A 16,506-nucleotide genomic window follows, 5' to 3' on the forward strand; every position below is an offset into this window, starting at 1 on the left:
CCATGATCACCGCAGCAGGACTCAGCAAGCGCTACGGCGCGAAGACCGCCGTCGACGGACTCGACTTCACCGTGCATCCCGGCCGCGTCACCGGATTCCTCGGCCCGAACGGGGCCGGCAAGTCCACCACGATGCGCATGATCGTCGGACTCGACCGCCCGAGCGCGGGCAGCGTCACGGTCAACGGCAAGCCCTACGCACACCACCGGGCGCCGCTCCACGAAGTGGGCGCGCTGCTCGACGCGAAGGCCGTGCACACCGGGCGCACCGCCGAGAACCACCTCCGGGCTATGGCCGCCACGCACGGCATCGGCGAGCGCCGAGTGCGCGAGGTCATCGAGCTCACCGGCCTCGAGTCGGTCGCGCGCAAGCGCGTCGGCGGCTTCTCGCTCGGCATGGGCCAGCGCCTCGGGATCGCCGCCGCACTCCTCGGCGACCCCGCGACGCTCATCCTCGACGAACCCGTCAACGGCCTCGACCCCGAGGGCGTGCTCTGGGTGCGCCGCCTCGTGCGCAGCCTCGCCGCCGAGGGCCGGACCATCTTCCTCTCCTCGCACCTCATGAGCGAGATGGCGCAGACCGCCGACCACCTCATCGTGCTCGGCAAGGGCCGGATCATCACGGATGCCCCGGTCGCCGACGTCATCGCCGGCAACACCGGGACCCGCGTACGTGTTCGCTCGCCGCACGCGTCGCAGCTCGCCGACCTCCTCGCCGGTCCCGATGTGAGCGTCATGCGCTCCGAGGCGGGACTCCTGGAGATCACGGGCGTCGAGGCATCCGGCATCGGCGACCTCGCCGCCGAGCACTCGCTCGCCATCCACGAACTCACCACCCTGAACGCGTCGCTCGAGGAGGCCTACATGGCCCTCACGGCCGACGCCGTCGAATACCGCACGGAGGCACTCCGATGACCACCATCACCCCCGAAATCTCACAGTTCCAGCCCACCCGAACGACGTCCCTGACCTTCACGGGCGTGCTCCGCTCCGAGTGGATCAAGCTCAGGAGCCTCCGCTCCACGGCGTGGTCGTACGCCCTCGTCGTGACGATCTCGATCGGCATGGCACTGATCATGTCGCTGGCGATGGCGAGCGGCCTGGAAGGCGGTCCGGACATCGCGGGAGCGCCGGTCGACCAGCAGGCGCAGTTCGTCGTGGACGCGTCGGTGTTCGGCGTGTACTTCGGCCAGCTCGTCGCCGGCGTGCTCGGCGTGCTCGTGATCAGCGGCGAGTACACGACGGGCATGATCCGATCGACCCTCGCCGCGGTGCCGACGCGCCGGCCGGCGCTGGCGGCGAAGGCCGCCGTGCTGTTCGTCGCCACGTTCGTCGTGGGAGCGATCGCCACATTCGGCGCCTTCCTCGTCTCGTCGCTGGTGTTCGCGGGGATCGACGTCTCCGCGAACCTCGCCGAGCCGGGAGTGATCCTCCCGATCCTCGGTGCCGCGCTCTACCTGGCCATCGTCGCCGTGTTCGCGCTCGGCGTGGGCGCGATGCTCCGCAGCAGCGCGGGCGGCATCGCCGCAGTGCTCGGCCTCATCCTGCTCGCGCCGACGGTGCTGCAGATGATTCCGGCGGACTGGGCGCACGACCTCCTCCCGTACATGTTCTCCATCGCCGGCATGGGGATCTTCACCTCGACGACGGCCGGGCCCACCGCCGACGCCTTCGGCGTCTGGCTCAACCTCGTGATCGTGCTGGGCTGGGTCGCGGCATCCGTCACCGGCGCCGCTGCGCTCCTCACGAGGCGCGACGCGTAGCATCCTGTCCATGACCGAATCGCAGCTCGCCCCCGACCCCGCCGATGCGGTGGTCGGGGGCGAGTTGCGCCTGCCGAAGCCGCCCGGCGTCGTCCGCCAGTTCTGGGCGCGGCATCCGCGGCTCGTCGACGGGCTGATCGCCGGGATCTACGGCGTGCCGACGCTCGTCAACACGATCGTGTCGGCGATCGAGTACCAGCACCCCACGTTGATCGCCATCGTCAACGTCGCGGTGGTGCTCACGGCGAGCGCCGCGATCATGCTGATGCGGCGCACGCACACCTGGGTCGTGCTCGGACTCGCGTGGCTCGCCTGCCTGGTCTCCGCGACGGCTGTCTCGATCGACACCTTCGCGATCGTTCTCGCCCTGTACGCGCTCGCGGTGTACGGCTCGTCTCGTGCGGCGTGGATCGGCCTCGGCGCGTCCGTCGCGGTCGCCACCTTCGCGGGCTATCTCTCGACGTGGGTTCGGAGTACCCCGCCCTTCGAGCCCGCGGACCTCGATCCGATCAGTTCGTCGATCGCGTTCGCGGTGTTCATGCTCATCGCCACCCTCATCGGCGTCACCGTCGGCAATCGGCGCCGCTACCTCGACGCGCTCATCGCCCGCGCCCACGACCTCGCCCGCGAGCGCGACCAGGAGCGACAGCTCGCCGCGGCGGCCGAGCGGGCCCGCATCGCCCGGGAGATGCACGACATCGTGTCGCACGGGCTGACCGTGATGATCACGCTCGCCGAAGGCTCGGCGGCCACCGTCGAACACGACCCTGCGCGATCCGCCGAGGCGATGCGGCGCGTCGCCGACGCCGGACGCGACGCGCTCAGCGAGATGCGCCGCATGCTCGGCGTGCTCAACGATGCCTCGGGCGACGCGGCCACCCGCTCGCCGCAACCCGATGCCGCCGCGATCCCCGACCTCGTCGAGGGGTTCCGCGAGGCGGGACTGCCGGTGCGACTGACCACGGCGGGCGCCCCGATCACGGGCACCGCACTGCAGCTGGCGGCCTACCGCATCGTGCAGGAGGGGCTCACGAACGTGCTCCGGCACGCCGACGGCGCCCAGCACGTCGAAGTGCTCCTCGACCACCGCGACGACGCCGTCGAGATCACGATCGAGGACGACGCCGTGCATGCGAGCGGCCGGATGTCCGGCGCCGGGCGCGGGCTCGAGGGCCTGCGCGAACGCGTCGCGCTCTCCGGCGGCACCCTGGAGGCGGGGCCCCGAGCGGGGAACGGATGGCGCCTGCACGCGGTGCTTCCGACCGAGCCGTCGGACCCGAGGGAGGACCCTTGAACGGGGACACGTCGCCCATCCGCGTCGCGATCGTCGACGACCAGGAGCTCGTGCGCACGGGCTTCCACATGGTGCTCGACGCCGAGCCGGGGATCGAGGTGGTCGGTGAGGCGGGCGACGGTCGCGAGGCCATCCGGCTCGCTGTCGAGGCATCCGTCGATGTGATGCTCATGGACGTGCGGATGCCCGGCATGGACGGCATCGCCGCCACCGCGGAGGTGATCGCGACGCGGTCGGCGCCGAAGGTCATCGTGCTCACGACGTTCGACCTCGACGAGTACGCGTTCGCCGCCATTCGGGCGGGCGCGAGCGGATTCCTGCTCAAGGACGTGCGCCCGCAGGACCTCGCCGCCGCGATCCGCGCCGTGCACGACGGCGACGCGGCCCTCTCCCCGCGGGTCACCCGGCGCATGATCGAGCTGTTCTCCACCGAGCTGCCCGCACCGACCGACCGACCCGCGGCGCCGAGCCCGATCGATGCGCTGACCCCGCGGGAGCGTGAGATCCTCGTCGCCATCGCCGAGGGCCTCAACAACGGCGAGCTCGCCGGGCGCTTCTTCCTCTCGGAATCGACCGTGAAGACGCACGTCGGCCACATCCTGACGAAGCTCGACGCGCGCGACCGCGTGCACCTCGTGATCCTCGCCTACGAGCACGGCCTCATGTCGTCGGGTCCGGCGGGCGGCCGTCCGTAGGGGTGCACGCTCGTCGGTAGGCTGGCCGAGCACACCGACTCGAAGGGTTCCTCCATGCCTGCTGCCAACCTCACGCGCGCCGAGGCGATCGAGCGCTCCGCCGTCGTGAGCGCCCCCTCCTACGAGGTCGTCCTCGACCTCACCCGGGGCGCCGAGACGTTCCGAAGCGAGACGACGGTTCGGTTCACGGGCATGCCGGGCGGCTCGACCTTCATCGAGGCGTGCACCGACGCCATCCACTCGATCACGCTGAACGGCCGATCGCTCGACCCGGCCGCGGTGAGCGACGGAACGCGCATCCGGCTCGACGACCTCGCGGCCGCGAACGAACTGCACGTCGTCGCCGACGCGCGCTACACGAACACCGGAGAGGGCCTCCACCGCTTCGTCGACCCGGTCGACGGCGAGGCCTACCTGTACACCGAGTTCGCCGTGGCCGAGGCGAACCGAGTGTTCGCGGTGTTCGACCAGCCCGACCTCAAGGCTTCGTTCCGGTTCACCATCACGGCGCCCGCGCACTGGACCGTGCTCTCGAACGCACCCTCGCCCGACCCGGTCGCCGAGCCCGTCGAGGCGGCGACCGGCGCGACGGGCTCGGGGCACGCGGCATCCGCCACCTGGACCTTCGAGCCGGGGCCCGTGATCTCGAGCTACATCGTCGCCATCGTCGCCGGCCCGTACACGGCCTGGCACGGCTCGGCGCGCAGCGTCGACGGCCGCGACATCCCGCTCGGGCTGTTCACTCGCGCGTCGCTCGCGCAGTACGCCGAGCCCGACGTGATGTTCGAGACCGTGCAGGCCGGCCTCGCCTTCTACGAGAACGCGTTCGGGGTGCCCTACCCGTACGGCAAGTACGACCAGATCTTCGTGCCGGAGTACAACTGGGGCGCGATGGAGAACGTCGGCGCCGTCACGTTCAACGAGGGCTACCTGTTCCGAGCCCGCGTCTCCGACGCCCATCGCGAGCAGCGCGCCATCGTCGTGCTGCACGAGCTGAGCCACATGTGGTTCGGCAACTCGGTGACGATGAAGTGGTGGAACGACCTGTGGCTCAACGAGTCGTTCGCCACCTGGGCGTCGACCCTCGCCACCGCCGCGGTCACCGAGTTCACGGGCGTGTGGGCCACGTTCGCGAGCGATGAGAAGACGCACGCGGCCGAGCAGGACCAGCTGCCCTCGACGCACCCCATCGTCGCCGAGATCCGCGACCTCGCCGACGTCGAGGTGAACTTCGACAAGATCACCTACGACAAGGGCGCCTCCGTGCTCAAGCAGCTCGTCGCGTGGGTGGGCCTCGACGCCTTCCAGCGCGGCGTCGGCGCATACCTCACGGCGCACGCGGGCGGCAACGCCACGCTCCGCGACCTCCTCGACGAGCTCGAGCGGGCGAGCGGGCGCGAGCTCACGCGCTGGTCGGAGCTATGGCTCGAGACCGCCGGCGTGAACACGCTGCGCGCGGTCGTCGAGACGGATGCCTCGGGCACGATCACCGCGGCCCGCGTCGAGCAGTCGGCGGCCCCGACGCATCCGACCCTCCGTCCCCACCGGCTCGCGATCGGCTGCTACTCCGCCGACGCCGACGACGCCCTCGTGCGCACCCACCGCATCGAGCTCGACATCGACGGCGCCTCGACCGACGTGCCCGAGCTCGTCGGACTGCCCCGCCCCGACCTGCTGCTCGTCAACGACGACGACCTCACCTATGCGAAGGTCCGGCTCGACGAGCGCTCGTTCGCGACGGCGACCTCGCGGCTCGCAGACCTCGCCGACCCGGTCGCCCGTGCGGTCGTGCTCGGCTCGGCGTGGGATGCCGTGCGCGACGCCGAGTTGCCGGCGAGCGACTTCGTGCGGCTCGTGCTCGGCAGCGTCGGCCACGAGACGCAGTCGGCGGCACGGGGCCTCGCGCTCGAGCACCTCGAGCTCGCGCTCTCGCGCTACCTCGCCGACGCGCACCACGACGCCCTCTCCATCGAGGCGGGCGACGCGGTGTGGGCGCTCGCCGAGCTGGCCGGCGCCGGCTCCGACGCGCAGCTGCAGTTCGTCAAGGCGTTCACGCGCATCGCCGCGAGCCAGGCCCACGCCGACGTGCTCGGGAACCTCCTCGACGGGTCGATCAAGCTGCCGGGGCTCGAGGTGGACCTCGACCTGCGGTGGGACCTCGTGATCGCGCACTCAGCGCTCGGCGCGGCGTCCGACGACGAGATCGACGGCGCGCTCGGGCTCGACGACACCGCGAAGGGGCGCCAGCTCGCCGAGACCGCGCGTGCCGCACGGCCCGACCAGGCGGTGAAGGATGCCGCGTGGCGGCGCGTCGCCACCGACACAGGCCTCTCGAACGACCTCGCGCGCGCGATCGCCGAGGGCTGGCGGCGCACGACGGAGCCCGAGCTGCTCGCGTCGACGGCGGCCGACTACTTCGCGATGCTGCAGGACACGTGGGCGAACCGCAGCTTCACCATGGCCTCGCTCATCGTGAAGCGGCTCTTCCCGTCGCCGCTCGTCGACGAGGAGCTCGCGGACATGGCGCGCACCTGGCTCGCCGCCAACCCCGAACCGGCGCCGCTGCACCGGCTCGTATCGGAGCAGCTCGACGAGCTCGAGCGGGCCCTCGCGGCGCGTGAGCGAGACTCCGGCGTCCTCACGGTCGCCGCTCAGTAGACTTTCACCCCATGTACTTCGCAGACGTTCCCCCCGAGACGCCGCTCGACGGCGGTTTCTGGGCCGGCGTCGCGCAGTACTGGGTCGAGAACTGGGACGTGATCGTCGGCAAGCTCTTCCAGATCGTCGTGATCATCGCGGTCGCGTTCCTGATCCGGTTCGTCCTGCACTTCGTGATCGAGCGGGTCGTCGCGCGCATCGTGACGGGTGTGAAGAAGAAGCAGCACGTCACCGACACGCAGGCCCTCCAGGCGTCGCCGCTCGCCACGGTGCGCCTCGTGCAGCGCACCCGCACGCTCGGCACGCTCCTGCGGAACGTGGTGAACGTCACGCTCTTCATCGTGGTGACGCTCATGATCGTGGGGGTCGTCGATCCCGACGTCCTCGGATCCTTCGCGCTCCTCTCGGCCGCCATCGGCGCGGGCCTCGGCTTCGGCGCGCAGAACATCGTCAAGGACGTCCTGAACGGACTGTTCATGGTGGTCGAGGACCAGCTCGGCGTCGGGGACATCGTCGACCTGGGGCCGGCCACGGGCATCGTCGAGGAGGTGCAGATCCGCATCACGAAGGTGCGAGACGTGAACGGCACGCTGTGGTTCGTGCGCAACGGCGAGATCCTGCGGGTCGGCAACATGTCGCAGGGGTGGGCCCGGGTCATCCTCGACCTCGCCGTTCCCTACGACGCCGACATCGAGTCCGTCGAGGCCGAGATGCTCCGCACCGCCGTGGAGTTCTCGCAATCCGGCAAGTGGCGCTCGCTCGTGCTCGAGAAGCCCGAGGTGTGGGGACTGGAGTCGATCTCGAACGACGCGATGGTGATCCGCGTCGTCATGAAGGTGCGCACCTCGTCGAAGGACGACGTCGCGCGGGAGCTCCGCATGCGGCTGAAGCGTACGCTCGACGCCATGGACGTGAAGCTGCCGAGCCTCTCGAGCGTCGTGCTCTCGGGGTTCGAGGGCGCCACCCGCGTGAAGGGTGCGAAGCCGCCGAAGACCGCACCGAACCCGACGGTCGAAGACGCGTCGGCCCGCGCCGCGAAGAAGAACCGGGCGCCCCGCACGCCCAAGCCGCCCACCACGGGAGACACACCATGACGGATGCCGCACTCGGTCCCTCGTTCTACGAGACCGTCGGCGGGCGCGCCACGTTCGAACGGCTCGTGGCCGAGTTCTACCGCGGCGTCGCCGATGACCCGGTGCTGCGCCCCATGTACCCCGAGGAGGACCTCGCGCCCGCCGCCGAGCGCCTCACGATGTTCCTCGAGCAGTACTGGGGCGGGCCGGGCACCTACAGCGAGCAGCGCGGTCACCCGCGCCTGCGACTGCGCCACCAGCCCTTCAAGGTGAACCCCGACGCCCGCGACCGTTGGCTCGCGCACATGCGGCACGCTCTCGATACGCTCGACCTGCCCCCGCTCGCCGAGGAGACCCTCTGGGACTACCTGCAGCGGGCCGCGTTCGCGATGGTCAACACCTTCGAGGATTGAACCCGCGCCCCGCGGCATCCGAGGTACCGACGCACCACCGCCGCACCACTCGAGACGAAGGAGTCCACGTGGCCGCCTCCCCCGCACCCCGCACCGAGCCCGACGCGATCATCGTCGGCGCAGGCCTCTCCGGCCTCGTCGCCGCCGCCGAACTCGTCGACGCGGGCAAGCACGTCGTGATCGTCGACCAGGAGCCCGAGGCGAGCCTCGGCGGGCAGGCCTGGTGGTCGTTCGGCGGCCTGTTCCTCGTCGACTCCCCCGAACAGCGCCGCATGGGCGTGCACGATTCGCTGGAGCTCGCACGGCAGGACTGGGCCGGCACCGCCGGCTTCGACCGGGACGAGGACGAGTGGGGTCGCCGCTGGGCGGAGGCCTACCTCGAGTTCGCCGCCGGCGAGAAGCGCGCCTGGCTGCATGAGAAGGGCGTGCGGTTCTTCCCCGTGGTCGGATGGGCCGAACGCGGCGGCTACGGCGCGATCGGCCACGGCAACTCGGTGCCGCGCTTCCACATCACCTGGGGCACCGGACCGGGCGTGCTCGAGCCGTTCATCGCCCGCGTGCGCGCCGGCGCCGCCGCGGGGCTCGTCGAGATCCGGCACCGGCACCGCGTCGACGAGCTCATCGTCGAGTCCGGTGCCGTGGCCGGCGTGCGCGGCACGGTGCTCGCCGACGACCCCGCGCAGCGCGGCGCGCCGAGCAACCGCGACGTCGCGGGCGAGTTCGAGCTGCGAGCCCCGGCGGTGGTCGTGGCATCCGGTGGCATCGGCGGCAATCACGACCTGGTCCGGCAGTACTGGCCCGAGCGTATGGGCCCGGCACCGACGGCGATGCTCTCGGGCGTGCCCGCGCACGTGGACGGCCGGATGCTGCCGATCGCCGAGCAGGCCGGCGCCCGGCTCGTGAACCGCGACCGCATGTGGCACTACACCGAGGGCATCGCGAACTGGGAGCCGGTGTGGCCGCTGCACGGCATCCGCATCTTGCCCGGCCCGTCGTCGCTCTGGTTCGATGCCGAGGGACGCCGGCTTCCCGCGCCGCTCTTCCCCGGATTCGACACGCTCGGCACGCTCGAGCACATCGTCGCGACCGGCCACGCGCACTCGTGGTTCGTGCTCACCCAGAAGATCATCGAGAAGGAGTTCGCGCTCTCGGGCAGCGAGCAGAACCCCGACCTCACCGGCAAGGACCTGAGGCTCCTCGCCGACCGGATCGGATCGGGCGCGCCGGGCCCCGTGGAGGCGTTCAAGGAGCACGGCGTCGACTTCGTGGTCGCCGACACGCTGCCCGAGCTCCTCGACGGCATGCGCGCGCTCTCGCCCGAGGTGCCGCTCGACACCGAGAACATCGAACGGGAGATCGTCGCCCGCGATCGCGAGCTCGACAACGAGTTCTCGAAGGACCTGCAGCTCATCGCCGTGCGCGGCGCCCGCAAGTACCGCGGCGACAAGCTCATCCGCGTCGCCACGCCGCACCGCATCCTCGACCCGAAGGCGGGTCCACTCATCGCCGTGAAGCTGCACCTGCTCACGCGCAAGACCCTCGGCGGCATCCAGACCGATCTCTCCTCGCGGGCGCTCGGTGCCGACGGCACCCCGGTGCCCGGCCTCTACGCGGTCGGCGAGGCCGCGGGCTTCGGCGGCGGCGGCGTGCACGGGTACCGCGCGCTCGAGGGCACCTTCCTCGGCGGATGCCTCTTCACCGGCCGTGCGGCCGGCCGCGCCATCGCCCGGGGCTGACGACGACGACGCGTCGACTCGACAACGGGGCTGCCGGCGCGACTACGCCTTGAGCGTCCAGGGCTTCCGCCGCACGAGCACGTGACCCCGCCGCGACGAGAGCCGGGTCCACGGACCCGTCTCGAAGAGGCGGATGGGGTCGTCGCCGAGGAAGCCCAGACTGAAGGCCGCGAACGCGGCGCCCGCGGGCACGTACTCGATGCCCTCGATTCCCCGCCCCCACACCTCGGAACGCACGCGCTGCACGAGCTGCTCGCCCGTGCCCTCGGGGATCGTGGCGGCGACCTCCTCGATGCCCGCGCGGGCCGCGCGCTCGAGTGTCGCCGAGTCCGTGTCGCCGAGCGGTCGCCATCCGCCCCGCGGGGGCGAGATGCCCGCCCACGTGACCGTGTTCACCTCGGGCGGTCGGGTCATGGTGACCGGACGCGACTCGTCGTCCTCGCCGAGCTGCCCGCGAGCCCGCACGATCCGATCGACGACGGAACGCATGGGGACCACGACGTCGAAGTCGTCGGTCTCGAACAACTGGAAGGTGCGCAGGCCCAGCACGGTCGGACTCTCGTCGAGGATGCCGCGCGGATACAGGATCGCCGTGTACACCGCGAGGATGCCCGAGCCCGCCACGAGTCGCACGGAACCGTCCTCGACGCGCCCGGCGCGCTGCAGGTATGTATGCAGGTCGCCGAGCGAAAGGCTGTCCGCGAGCGTGAATTGCTGAACCATCTGCTGTCTAAACTACCAAGGGAGCGCCGCCGCCCCGGCGGACCGCGCTTCCGCCGGTGTCCGGGCGGCCTCGCCCCACTGACTCGGAGGAACGATGAACGGTCCCATCGACGGCCTGCTCAGCACCCTGCACCTCACCGACACGGGTGCGCGCACGACCGAGGACATCTTCACGGGGCCGTCGCAGTGGATGCCCCACGGGCGCGTGTTCGGCGGACAGGTGCTCGCGCAGGCGCTCATCGCCGCGATGCACACGGTGCCGAGCGAACGCACCATCCACTCGATGCACGGCTACTTCCTGCGGCCGGGCGACGTGACGCACCCGATCACGTTCTCCGTCGACCGGCTCCACGACGGGCGATCGTTCTCGACGCGGCGCACGCACGCGTTCCAGAACGGGGTGCCGATCCTCTCGCTCATCGCCTCGTTCCAGCACGGCGACGACGGACTCGAGCACCAGGTCGAGATGCCCGAGGGCATCCCCGACCCCGAGGGCCTGCCCACGGCCGCCGAGGTGCTCGGCGAGATCGACCACGACGTCGCCCGCCACTGGTCGTCCGAGCGCGCGTTCGACGTGCGGCACATCCCGTCGCCGATCTACCTCTCCGCCGACGGCGATCGCGAGCCGCGGCAGGCCGTGTGGATGCGGGCCTTCGGGCGGCTGCCCGACGACCCCAAGCAGCACCGCGCGGCACTCGCCTATGCGAGCGACTACTCCATCCTCGAGCCGGTGCTGCGCGCGCACGGCGTGGCCTGGGCGACGCCGGGACTGAAGATCGCGAGCCTCGACCACGCCATGTGGTGGCACCGCGACGCGCGGGTCGACGAGTGGCTGCTCTACGTGCAGGAGTCGCCGTCGGCGAGCGGCGGTCGCGGGCTCTCGCTCGGACGCATCTATGCCCGCGACGGCGTGCTCGTGGCGAGCGTGGCGCAGGAGGGGATGATCCGCATTCCCCGCGGGGATGCATTCGACTGAATGAATTCTGTGGGTTCGCGCGCACCCGGCCCGCGGTCCTCCAGAATGGGGCTGGACGCGCGCGGGCGCGGGCGACGCGAACGAAGGAGCTCAGGGCATGACGGAACCCACGGACCTCACGAGACGCACGATGCTGGCGCTCGGATCGGTCGGCGCCGTGGGCGGCGCGCTGACCCTGGCGGGTTGTGCGACGGATGCCCCGTCCAGCACCGGCTCCCCCACGGCTCCCTCCCCCTCCCTCACCGACGAGCCCGGCACCGATTCCGGCCCCGCACCTGACGCACCGGCCGTCGGCGACGACATCGCCGCCCTCGCCGACGTTCCCGTGGGCGGCAGCATCAAGGCGACCATCAACGACGAGCCGGCGCTCATCGCGCAGCCGACCGCAGGCCAGGTGGTCGCCTTCAGCGCGATCTGCACGCACCAGCAGTGCGTCGTCGCGCCGGCCGGAGATGAGTTCCACTGCCCGTGCCACGGGTCGATGTTCGACGCGGCGACGGGCGACGTGATCCAAGGGCCCGCGCTCGAACCGCTGACCGAGATCCCCGTCGCCGTCTCGGGCGACCGCATCGTCGCGGCATCCTGACGATGGAGTACTCGTTCGCGGGCCTGCCGCTGCACGTCCTCCTCGTCCACGCGCTCATCGTCCTGACGCCGCTGGTGGCGCTCGGGCTCGTCCTCATCGCGGCGTGGCCCGCGGCCCGCCGCGTCCTCTGGATCCCGATGCTCGTCGCCGCGGCGCTGCTGCTCCCGCTCGGACTCGTCACGATCGAGGCGGGCAAGTGGCTCGAGCAGCGCGTGCCGCCGGCGCCGCTCATCCAGGAGCACACGACGCAGGGCGAGGACATCGTGCCCTGGCTCTACGGCATCGTCGGGCTGGCCGTCGTCGTCGCCGCATGGGCGGTCGTCGAGCTCGTCGCGGCGCGACGCGACGCCGGGGCCGCGGCCGGGCGCCCGGGCGGCGCGGTGCGCATCGTCGTGGGCGCGGTGCTCACGCTCGCCGCGCTCGGGGTGGGTGCGGGCACGACCTGGACGCTCGTACAGATCGGCGAAGCCGGCAGCCGGGCGGTCTGGGAGGGGTCGTTCAGCGACGAGCCGCTGGAGCGCTGAGCACGCGCGTCAGCGGCGCCGGAACGCGAGCGGCTCGCCGAGGTACGGTGTCCACGCGGCCCGCTCGGCGTCGCTGATGCGGCGCGGACGCCCGGACGCGGCATCCGCCAGCACGATCGTCGTGGTCGCGCGCGTGTACAGGGTCCGTGGATCGACGCCGCCCGGCGAGAACACCTCGTAGCAGACGTCGAGACTCGCGCCGCCCATGTGGCCGATCCAGAGCTCGATGTCGAGCGGCTGACGCTGGTACGGGATGGGCGCGAGGTACTCGACCTCCTGCCGCGCGATCAACGTGACCGTGGTGGCGCCCGGCGTCGCGTCGAGCACGGCCGTCGTCGCGCCCACGGCGTGCTCCGAGGTGTCGTCGCTCACCCAGAACGCCTGGATGCGAGCCTCCTCGAGGAGGCTCAGCATCCGGGCGTTGTTCACGTGACCGTAGGCGTCGAGGTCGCCCCACCGGAGCGGCGTGGGCACGTGCAGGCGCATGTCAGTCCCTCGTGAGCTTGCGGTACGCGGAACGATGCGGCTTCGCCGCCTCCGGCCCGAGACGCTCGATCTTGTTCGCCTCGTACGCCTCGAAGTTGCCCTCGAACCAGTGCCAGTACGACGGGTTCTCGTCGGTGCCCTCGTAGGCGAGGATGTGCGTCGCGATGCGGTCGAGGAACCACCGGTCGTGCGTGATGACCACGGCGCAGCCGGGGAACTCGAGGAGCGCGTTCTCGAGGCTCGAGAGGGTCTCGACGTCGAGGTCGTTGGTCGGTTCGTCGAGGAGCAGGAGGTTGCCACCCTGCTTCAGCGTGAGCGCGAGGTTCAGCCGGTTGCGCTCGCCGCCGGAGAGCACGCCCGCCGGCTTCTGCTGATCGGGTCCCTTGAAGCCGAACGTCGACACGTAGGCGCGGCTCGGCACCTCCGTCTTGCCGACCTGGATGTAGTCGAGCCCGTCGGAGACGACCTCCCAGAGCGTCTTCTTCGGGTCGATGCCGCCGCGGGACTGGTCGACGTAGGAGATCTGCACGGTCTCGCCGATCTTCAGCTCGCCGTCGTCGAGCGGCTCCATGCCGACGATGGTCTTGAAGAGCGTGGTCTTGCCGACGCCGTTCGGGCCGATGATGCCCACGATGCCGTTGCGGGGAAGCGTGAAGCTGAGGCCGTCGATGAGGGTGCGGTCGCCGAAGCCCTTCTTCAGGTTCTTCGCCTCGAGCACGACGTTGCCCAGGCGGGGACCCGGCGGGATCTGGATCTCCTCGAAGTCGAGCTTCCGCGTGCGCTCGGCCTCGGCGGCCATCTCCTCGTACCGGGCGAGGCGCGCCTTCGACTTGGCCTGGCGGCCCTTCGCGTTGGAGCGCACCCAGTCGAGCTCGTCGGCGAGGCGCTTGGCGAGCTTGGCGTCCTTCTTGCCCTGGACGGTGAGCCGCTCCTGCTTCTTCTCGAGGTAGGTCGAGTAGTTGCCCTCGTAGGGGTAGAGGCGACCGCGGTCGACCTCGCAGATCCACTCGGCGACGTGGTCGAGGAAGTACCGGTCGTGGGTCACGGCGAGCACGGCGCCGTGGTACTTGGCGAGATGCTGCTCGAGCCACAGCACGCTCTCGGCGTCGAGGTGGTTGGTGGGCTCGTCGAGCAGCAGCAGGTCGGGCTTCTGGAGCAGCAGCTTGCAGAGCGCGACGCGTCGCTTCTCACCGCCCGAGAGCACCGATACCTTCTCGTCGCCCGGCGGGCATCGCAGCGCGTCCATCGCCTGGTCGAGCTGCGAGTCCAGGTCCCACGCGTCGGCGGCGTCGATCTCCTCCTGCAGCGTGCCCATCTCGGCGAGGAGCGCGTCGAAGTCGGCGTCGGGCTCGGCCATCGCGAGCGAGATCTCGTTGAACCGGTCGACCTTCGCCTTGATCGGGCCGACGCCCTCCTGGACGTTCTCGAGCACCGTCTTCGTCTCGTCGAGCTCGGGCTCCTGCATGAGGATGCCGACCGAGTAACCCGGCGTGAGCCGGGCCTCGCCGTTGGAGGGCTGGTCGATGCCGGCCATGATCTTCAGGATCGTGGACTTGCCGGCGCCGTTCGGGCCGACGACGCCGATCTTCGCGCCGGGGATGAACGCCATCGTGACGTCGTCGAGAATGACCTTGTCGCCGACCGCCTTTCGGGCGCGGACCATCGAGTAAATGTAGTCAGCCATATCCGTACCAGTCTATGGGCGCACCGGGTGCCCCTTTTCACCCGGGCACCCTCACCCGGCGGCGCGCGCTACCAGTCGATGGGTCGCGTCTGCCCGATGAGACACCCGCCGGTTCCGAGCGGCGGCCGCACGGCGCTGTGGTAGCCGTCGGTGGCGGGTCCGTACTGCCCGATCAGGCACTCGCCCTGGAAGAGCACGGCGAACTGCACGGAGTCGGCCTCCAGGTCGACGGTCGTGCGATCGAAGGTGACCTCCATCTGGGACCTGTCGAACCCGGCGGCGACGAGCGCATCGATGAAGTCCCGTCCGCCCGCCGAGGGGTTCGCGGCCACGACGGCGAGGTTCACCGCGTCGAAGTAGGCGAGGTTCTCGTCGGCCGAGAGCGTCGGGCGCAGGGTCGGTGGCGCGCTCGGCGCCGGCGTCGCCTCAGCGGTGGCGGCCGGCGAGGACGCCGTCGGGGCCGGTGTGGCGGTCGGATCGGGAGCCGCCGCGGTGCATCCGGCCGTACCGACGAGGATCGCGACCCCGGCGATCGTCAGGACCGCGGTGGTGCCGAGACGGCTGCTCATCACTCCCCTGTTCCGGCGGGTGCCGACCGCCCGAGCCGAGTCTATGCTGCGACGCGCGCCGGGTCGGACGGCCTGCCGCACCCTCAGGCGTAGGCGTCGACGTTCGACTCCTCACCGAGTGCCGGACGGTCGCCGGCCGCGTCGCCGACCGCCGACTCCTCGACCCCCGGCCAGGCACTCGCATCGGTCACGCCCGCCGTCGCACCCGCGTTCTCCTCGCCGGCGTCGGCCCGGTCGTCGCCGCCCGTCGACTCGCGCGCGAGCCGCACCTTCGTGAGCTCCGTGGTGCCCCAGGTGAGGTCGTGGCCGATCGCGTCGGCCTCGATCTCGACGGCCATGCCGGACTTCTCGCCGTTGTCCCACGCACGGAGCCGCAGCCGCCCGTGCACCACGACCCGTTCGCCCTTCTTGATGGACGCCGAGGTGTTGTGCGCGAGTTGCCGGAACGTCGAAACGGTGTACCAGTTGGTCTCCCCGTCTTCCCAGCTGCCCTTGGCCCGGTCGAAGTACCGCCTCGTCGATGCGAGTCGGAACGAGGTGATCGCGAGTCCCTGCGTGGTCACGTGCAGGTTCGGGTCGGTGCCCGCCACGCCCGTGACGGTGATGCTGTCGGTCATTTCCACTCCTCGGCTCGTGCGCCGCCGCGGATCGGCGGCTCGCGGCATCCGGAGCTGCTCGTGCCGGATCAGGCCCCGGATGCCGCGTGAGACCAGCTTCACGAGCGATGCGCCGGGCGCGACGGCGGGCCGGCACTCCGTGCACAACTCGCGGCCCGCGGCCGCTGGCGAGGACGAGTGGTCAGGCGAGCACGTAGTCGGCGTACGAGCGCCGGATCTTGTTCACCTTCGGCAACGCGACCGCGAGGCAGTACCCCTGGCCGGGATTCTTCGCGAAGAAGTCCTGGTGGTACTCCTCGGCCCGGAAGAAGTCGCCGAGCGGTTCGATCGTGGTGACGATCTCACCCGGCCACCAGTCGGCGGCGCGACGGCGCGCGGCCTCGAACGCCTCGCGCTGGGCGTCGTCGGTTGAGAACATCGCGGACCGGTATTGGGTGCCGACGTCCCCTCCCTGGCGGTTCAGCTGCGTCGGGTCGTGCATCGTGAAGAACACGTCGAGGATGACCTCGCGGGGGATCACGTCGGGGTCGAAGTCGACGCGAACGGCTTCGGCGTGGCCGGTCAGGCCGGTGCACACGGCCTCGTAGCTCGGATTCGCCACGGACCCGCCCGTGTAGCCCGAGACGACGTCGTCGACCCCTCGCAGGGTGCGGTACACGGCGTCGAGGCACGAGCCTGTCAGATGGTCTGTGTAAGGGGTGAGGGTTCGC

Annotated in this window: 17 protein-coding genes; 11 read left to right on the forward strand and 6 right to left on the reverse strand. The window is 71.0% G+C overall.

Going from position 1 to position 16,506, the window contains the following annotated elements:
• The first annotated feature begins 2 nt into the window (after positions 1-2).
• From EZM51_RS18665 to EZM51_RS18700, 8 genes are all read left to right on the forward strand, one after another.
• Positions 3-914 (forward strand): ATP-binding cassette domain-containing protein, encoded by a 912-nt coding sequence (locus tag EZM51_RS18665; protein WP_136709815.1) that lies wholly within the window; start codon positions 3-5, stop codon positions 912-914.
• Complete coding sequence (locus tag EZM51_RS18670) at positions 911-1,762, forward strand: ABC transporter permease (RefSeq protein ID WP_136709816.1); 852 nt, start codon at positions 911-913, stop codon at positions 1,760-1,762. The genes EZM51_RS18665 and EZM51_RS18670 overlap by 4 nt, the downstream gene beginning before the upstream one ends.
• A 10-nt stretch (positions 1,763-1,772) precedes the next feature.
• On the forward strand, positions 1,773-3,056 hold the full coding sequence (locus EZM51_RS18675) for a histidine kinase (protein WP_136709817.1): 1,284 nt from the start codon (positions 1,773-1,775) through the stop codon (positions 3,054-3,056).
• A complete protein-coding gene (locus EZM51_RS18680; protein ID WP_248305737.1) occupies positions 3,053-3,751 on the forward strand; it encodes a response regulator transcription factor in 699 nt (232 codons plus the stop codon). Before EZM51_RS18675 ends, EZM51_RS18680 begins: the two co-directional genes overlap by 4 nt.
• A 54-nt stretch (positions 3,752-3,805) precedes the next feature.
• A complete protein-coding gene (gene pepN / locus EZM51_RS18685; RefSeq protein WP_136709819.1) occupies positions 3,806-6,409 on the forward strand; it encodes an aminopeptidase N in 2,604 nt (867 codons plus the stop codon).
• An 11-nt stretch (positions 6,410-6,420) separates the two neighbouring features.
• Positions 6,421-7,503, forward strand: a complete 1,083-nt coding sequence (locus tag EZM51_RS18690; RefSeq protein ID WP_136709820.1) for a mechanosensitive ion channel family protein — start codon at positions 6,421-6,423, stop codon at positions 7,501-7,503.
• Positions 7,500-7,895 carry a globin gene (locus EZM51_RS18695; protein WP_136709821.1) on the forward strand — a complete coding sequence of 132 codons (396 nt, stop codon included), beginning with the start codon at positions 7,500-7,502 and terminating at the stop codon, positions 7,893-7,895. Before EZM51_RS18690 ends, EZM51_RS18695 begins: the two co-directional genes overlap by 4 nt.
• A gap of 68 nt (positions 7,896-7,963) precedes the next feature.
• Positions 7,964-9,631, forward strand: a complete 1,668-nt coding sequence (locus EZM51_RS18700) for an FAD-binding dehydrogenase (RefSeq protein ID WP_136709822.1) — start codon at positions 7,964-7,966, stop codon at positions 9,629-9,631.
• Between the two features lie 42 nt (positions 9,632-9,673).
• On the opposite strand, the gene EZM51_RS18705 is transcribed toward EZM51_RS18700, so the two are convergent.
• Positions 9,674-10,354 (reverse strand): hypothetical protein, encoded by a 681-nt coding sequence (locus EZM51_RS18705; RefSeq protein ID WP_136709823.1) that lies wholly within the window; start codon positions 10,352-10,354, stop codon positions 9,674-9,676.
• A gap of 94 nt (positions 10,355-10,448) precedes the next feature.
• Here EZM51_RS18705 and EZM51_RS18710 point away from each other — a divergent pair, with 94 nt between their 5' ends.
• The 3 genes from EZM51_RS18710 to EZM51_RS20710 all read left to right on the forward strand — a co-directional run bounded on the left by EZM51_RS18710 (position 10,449) and on the right by EZM51_RS20710 (position 12,440).
• The gene (locus EZM51_RS18710) at positions 10,449-11,330 is read left to right on the forward strand and encodes an acyl-CoA thioesterase II (protein ID WP_136709824.1); all 882 of its coding nucleotides are present in this window, start codon (positions 10,449-10,451) and stop codon (positions 11,328-11,330) included.
• Positions 11,331-11,427: 97 nt separating this feature from the next.
• Positions 11,428-11,916, forward strand: coding sequence for a Rieske (2Fe-2S) protein (locus EZM51_RS18715; RefSeq protein ID WP_136709825.1), 489 nt, complete (start codon positions 11,428-11,430; stop codon positions 11,914-11,916).
• 2 nt (positions 11,917-11,918) lie between these two features.
• A complete protein-coding gene (locus EZM51_RS20710; protein WP_169053987.1) occupies positions 11,919-12,440 on the forward strand; it encodes a hypothetical protein in 522 nt (173 codons plus the stop codon).
• A gap of 9 nt (positions 12,441-12,449) precedes the next feature.
• Here the strand turns inward: EZM51_RS20710 and EZM51_RS18725 are convergent, their stop codons facing one another.
• The 5 genes from EZM51_RS18725 to msrA all read right to left on the reverse strand — a co-directional run bounded on the left by EZM51_RS18725 (position 12,450) and on the right by msrA (position 16,454).
• On the reverse strand, positions 12,450-12,926 hold the full coding sequence (locus tag EZM51_RS18725; RefSeq protein WP_136709826.1) for a thioesterase family protein: 477 nt from the start codon (positions 12,924-12,926) through the stop codon (positions 12,450-12,452).
• Position 12,927: 1 nt separating this feature from the next.
• The gene (gene ettA, locus EZM51_RS18730; RefSeq protein ID WP_136709827.1) at positions 12,928-14,610 is read right to left on the reverse strand and encodes an energy-dependent translational throttle protein EttA; all 1,683 of its coding nucleotides are present in this window, start codon (positions 14,608-14,610) and stop codon (positions 12,928-12,930) included.
• A 68-nt stretch (positions 14,611-14,678) separates the two neighbouring features.
• Positions 14,679-15,179 carry a hypothetical protein gene (locus tag EZM51_RS18735; protein ID WP_136709828.1) on the reverse strand — a complete coding sequence of 167 codons (501 nt, stop codon included), beginning with the start codon at positions 15,177-15,179 and terminating at the stop codon, positions 14,679-14,681.
• Between the two features lie 83 nt (positions 15,180-15,262).
• Complete coding sequence (gene ssb / locus EZM51_RS18740; protein WP_169053988.1) at positions 15,263-15,796, reverse strand: single-stranded DNA-binding protein; 534 nt, start codon at positions 15,794-15,796, stop codon at positions 15,263-15,265.
• Between the two features lie 181 nt (positions 15,797-15,977).
• Positions 15,978-16,454, reverse strand: coding sequence for a peptide-methionine (S)-S-oxide reductase MsrA (msrA, locus tag EZM51_RS18745; RefSeq protein ID WP_211195986.1), 477 nt, complete (start codon positions 16,452-16,454; stop codon positions 15,978-15,980).
• Positions 16,455-16,506 lie beyond the last annotated feature (52 nt).

This window comes from Agromyces sp. H66, from assembly GCF_004959775.1.
Classification (GTDB): domain Bacteria; phylum Actinomycetota; class Actinomycetes; order Actinomycetales; family Microbacteriaceae; genus Agromyces.

Excerpts from the sequence above, each read along its gene's own strand:
- EZM51_RS20710 (WP_169053987.1), top strand. The coding sequence starts at position 11,919 with ATGGAGTACTCGTTCGCGGGCCTGCCGCTGCACGTCCTCCTCGTCCAC.
- EZM51_RS18735 (WP_136709828.1), bottom strand. The coding sequence starts at position 15,179 with ATGAGCAGCCGTCTCGGCACCACCGCGGTCCTGACGATCGCCGGGGTC.
- EZM51_RS18705 (WP_136709823.1), bottom strand. The coding sequence starts at position 10,354 with ATGGTTCAGCAATTCACGCTCGCGGACAGCCTTTCGCTCGGCGACCTG.
- EZM51_RS18695 (WP_136709821.1), top strand. The coding sequence starts at position 7,500 with ATGACGGATGCCGCACTCGGTCCCTCGTTCTACGAGACCGTCGGCGGG.
- EZM51_RS18675 (WP_136709817.1), top strand. The coding sequence starts at position 1,773 with ATGACCGAATCGCAGCTCGCCCCCGACCCCGCCGATGCGGTGGTCGGG.
- EZM51_RS18670 (WP_136709816.1), top strand. The coding sequence starts at position 911 with ATGACCACCATCACCCCCGAAATCTCACAGTTCCAGCCCACCCGAACG.
- EZM51_RS18665 (WP_136709815.1), top strand. The coding sequence starts at position 3 with ATGATCACCGCAGCAGGACTCAGCAAGCGCTACGGCGCGAAGACCGCC.
- EZM51_RS18715 (WP_136709825.1), top strand. The coding sequence starts at position 11,428 with ATGACGGAACCCACGGACCTCACGAGACGCACGATGCTGGCGCTCGGA.
- ettA (WP_136709827.1), bottom strand. The coding sequence starts at position 14,610 with ATGGCTGACTACATTTACTCGATGGTCCGCGCCCGAAAGGCGGTCGGC.
- EZM51_RS18710 (WP_136709824.1), top strand. The coding sequence starts at position 10,449 with ATGAACGGTCCCATCGACGGCCTGCTCAGCACCCTGCACCTCACCGAC.
- pepN (WP_136709819.1), top strand. The coding sequence starts at position 3,806 with ATGCCTGCTGCCAACCTCACGCGCGCCGAGGCGATCGAGCGCTCCGCC.
- ssb (WP_169053988.1), bottom strand. The coding sequence starts at position 15,796 with ATGACCGACAGCATCACCGTCACGGGCGTGGCGGGCACCGACCCGAAC.
- EZM51_RS18690 (WP_136709820.1), top strand. The coding sequence starts at position 6,421 with ATGTACTTCGCAGACGTTCCCCCCGAGACGCCGCTCGACGGCGGTTTC.
- EZM51_RS18725 (WP_136709826.1), bottom strand. The coding sequence starts at position 12,926 with ATGCGCCTGCACGTGCCCACGCCGCTCCGGTGGGGCGACCTCGACGCC.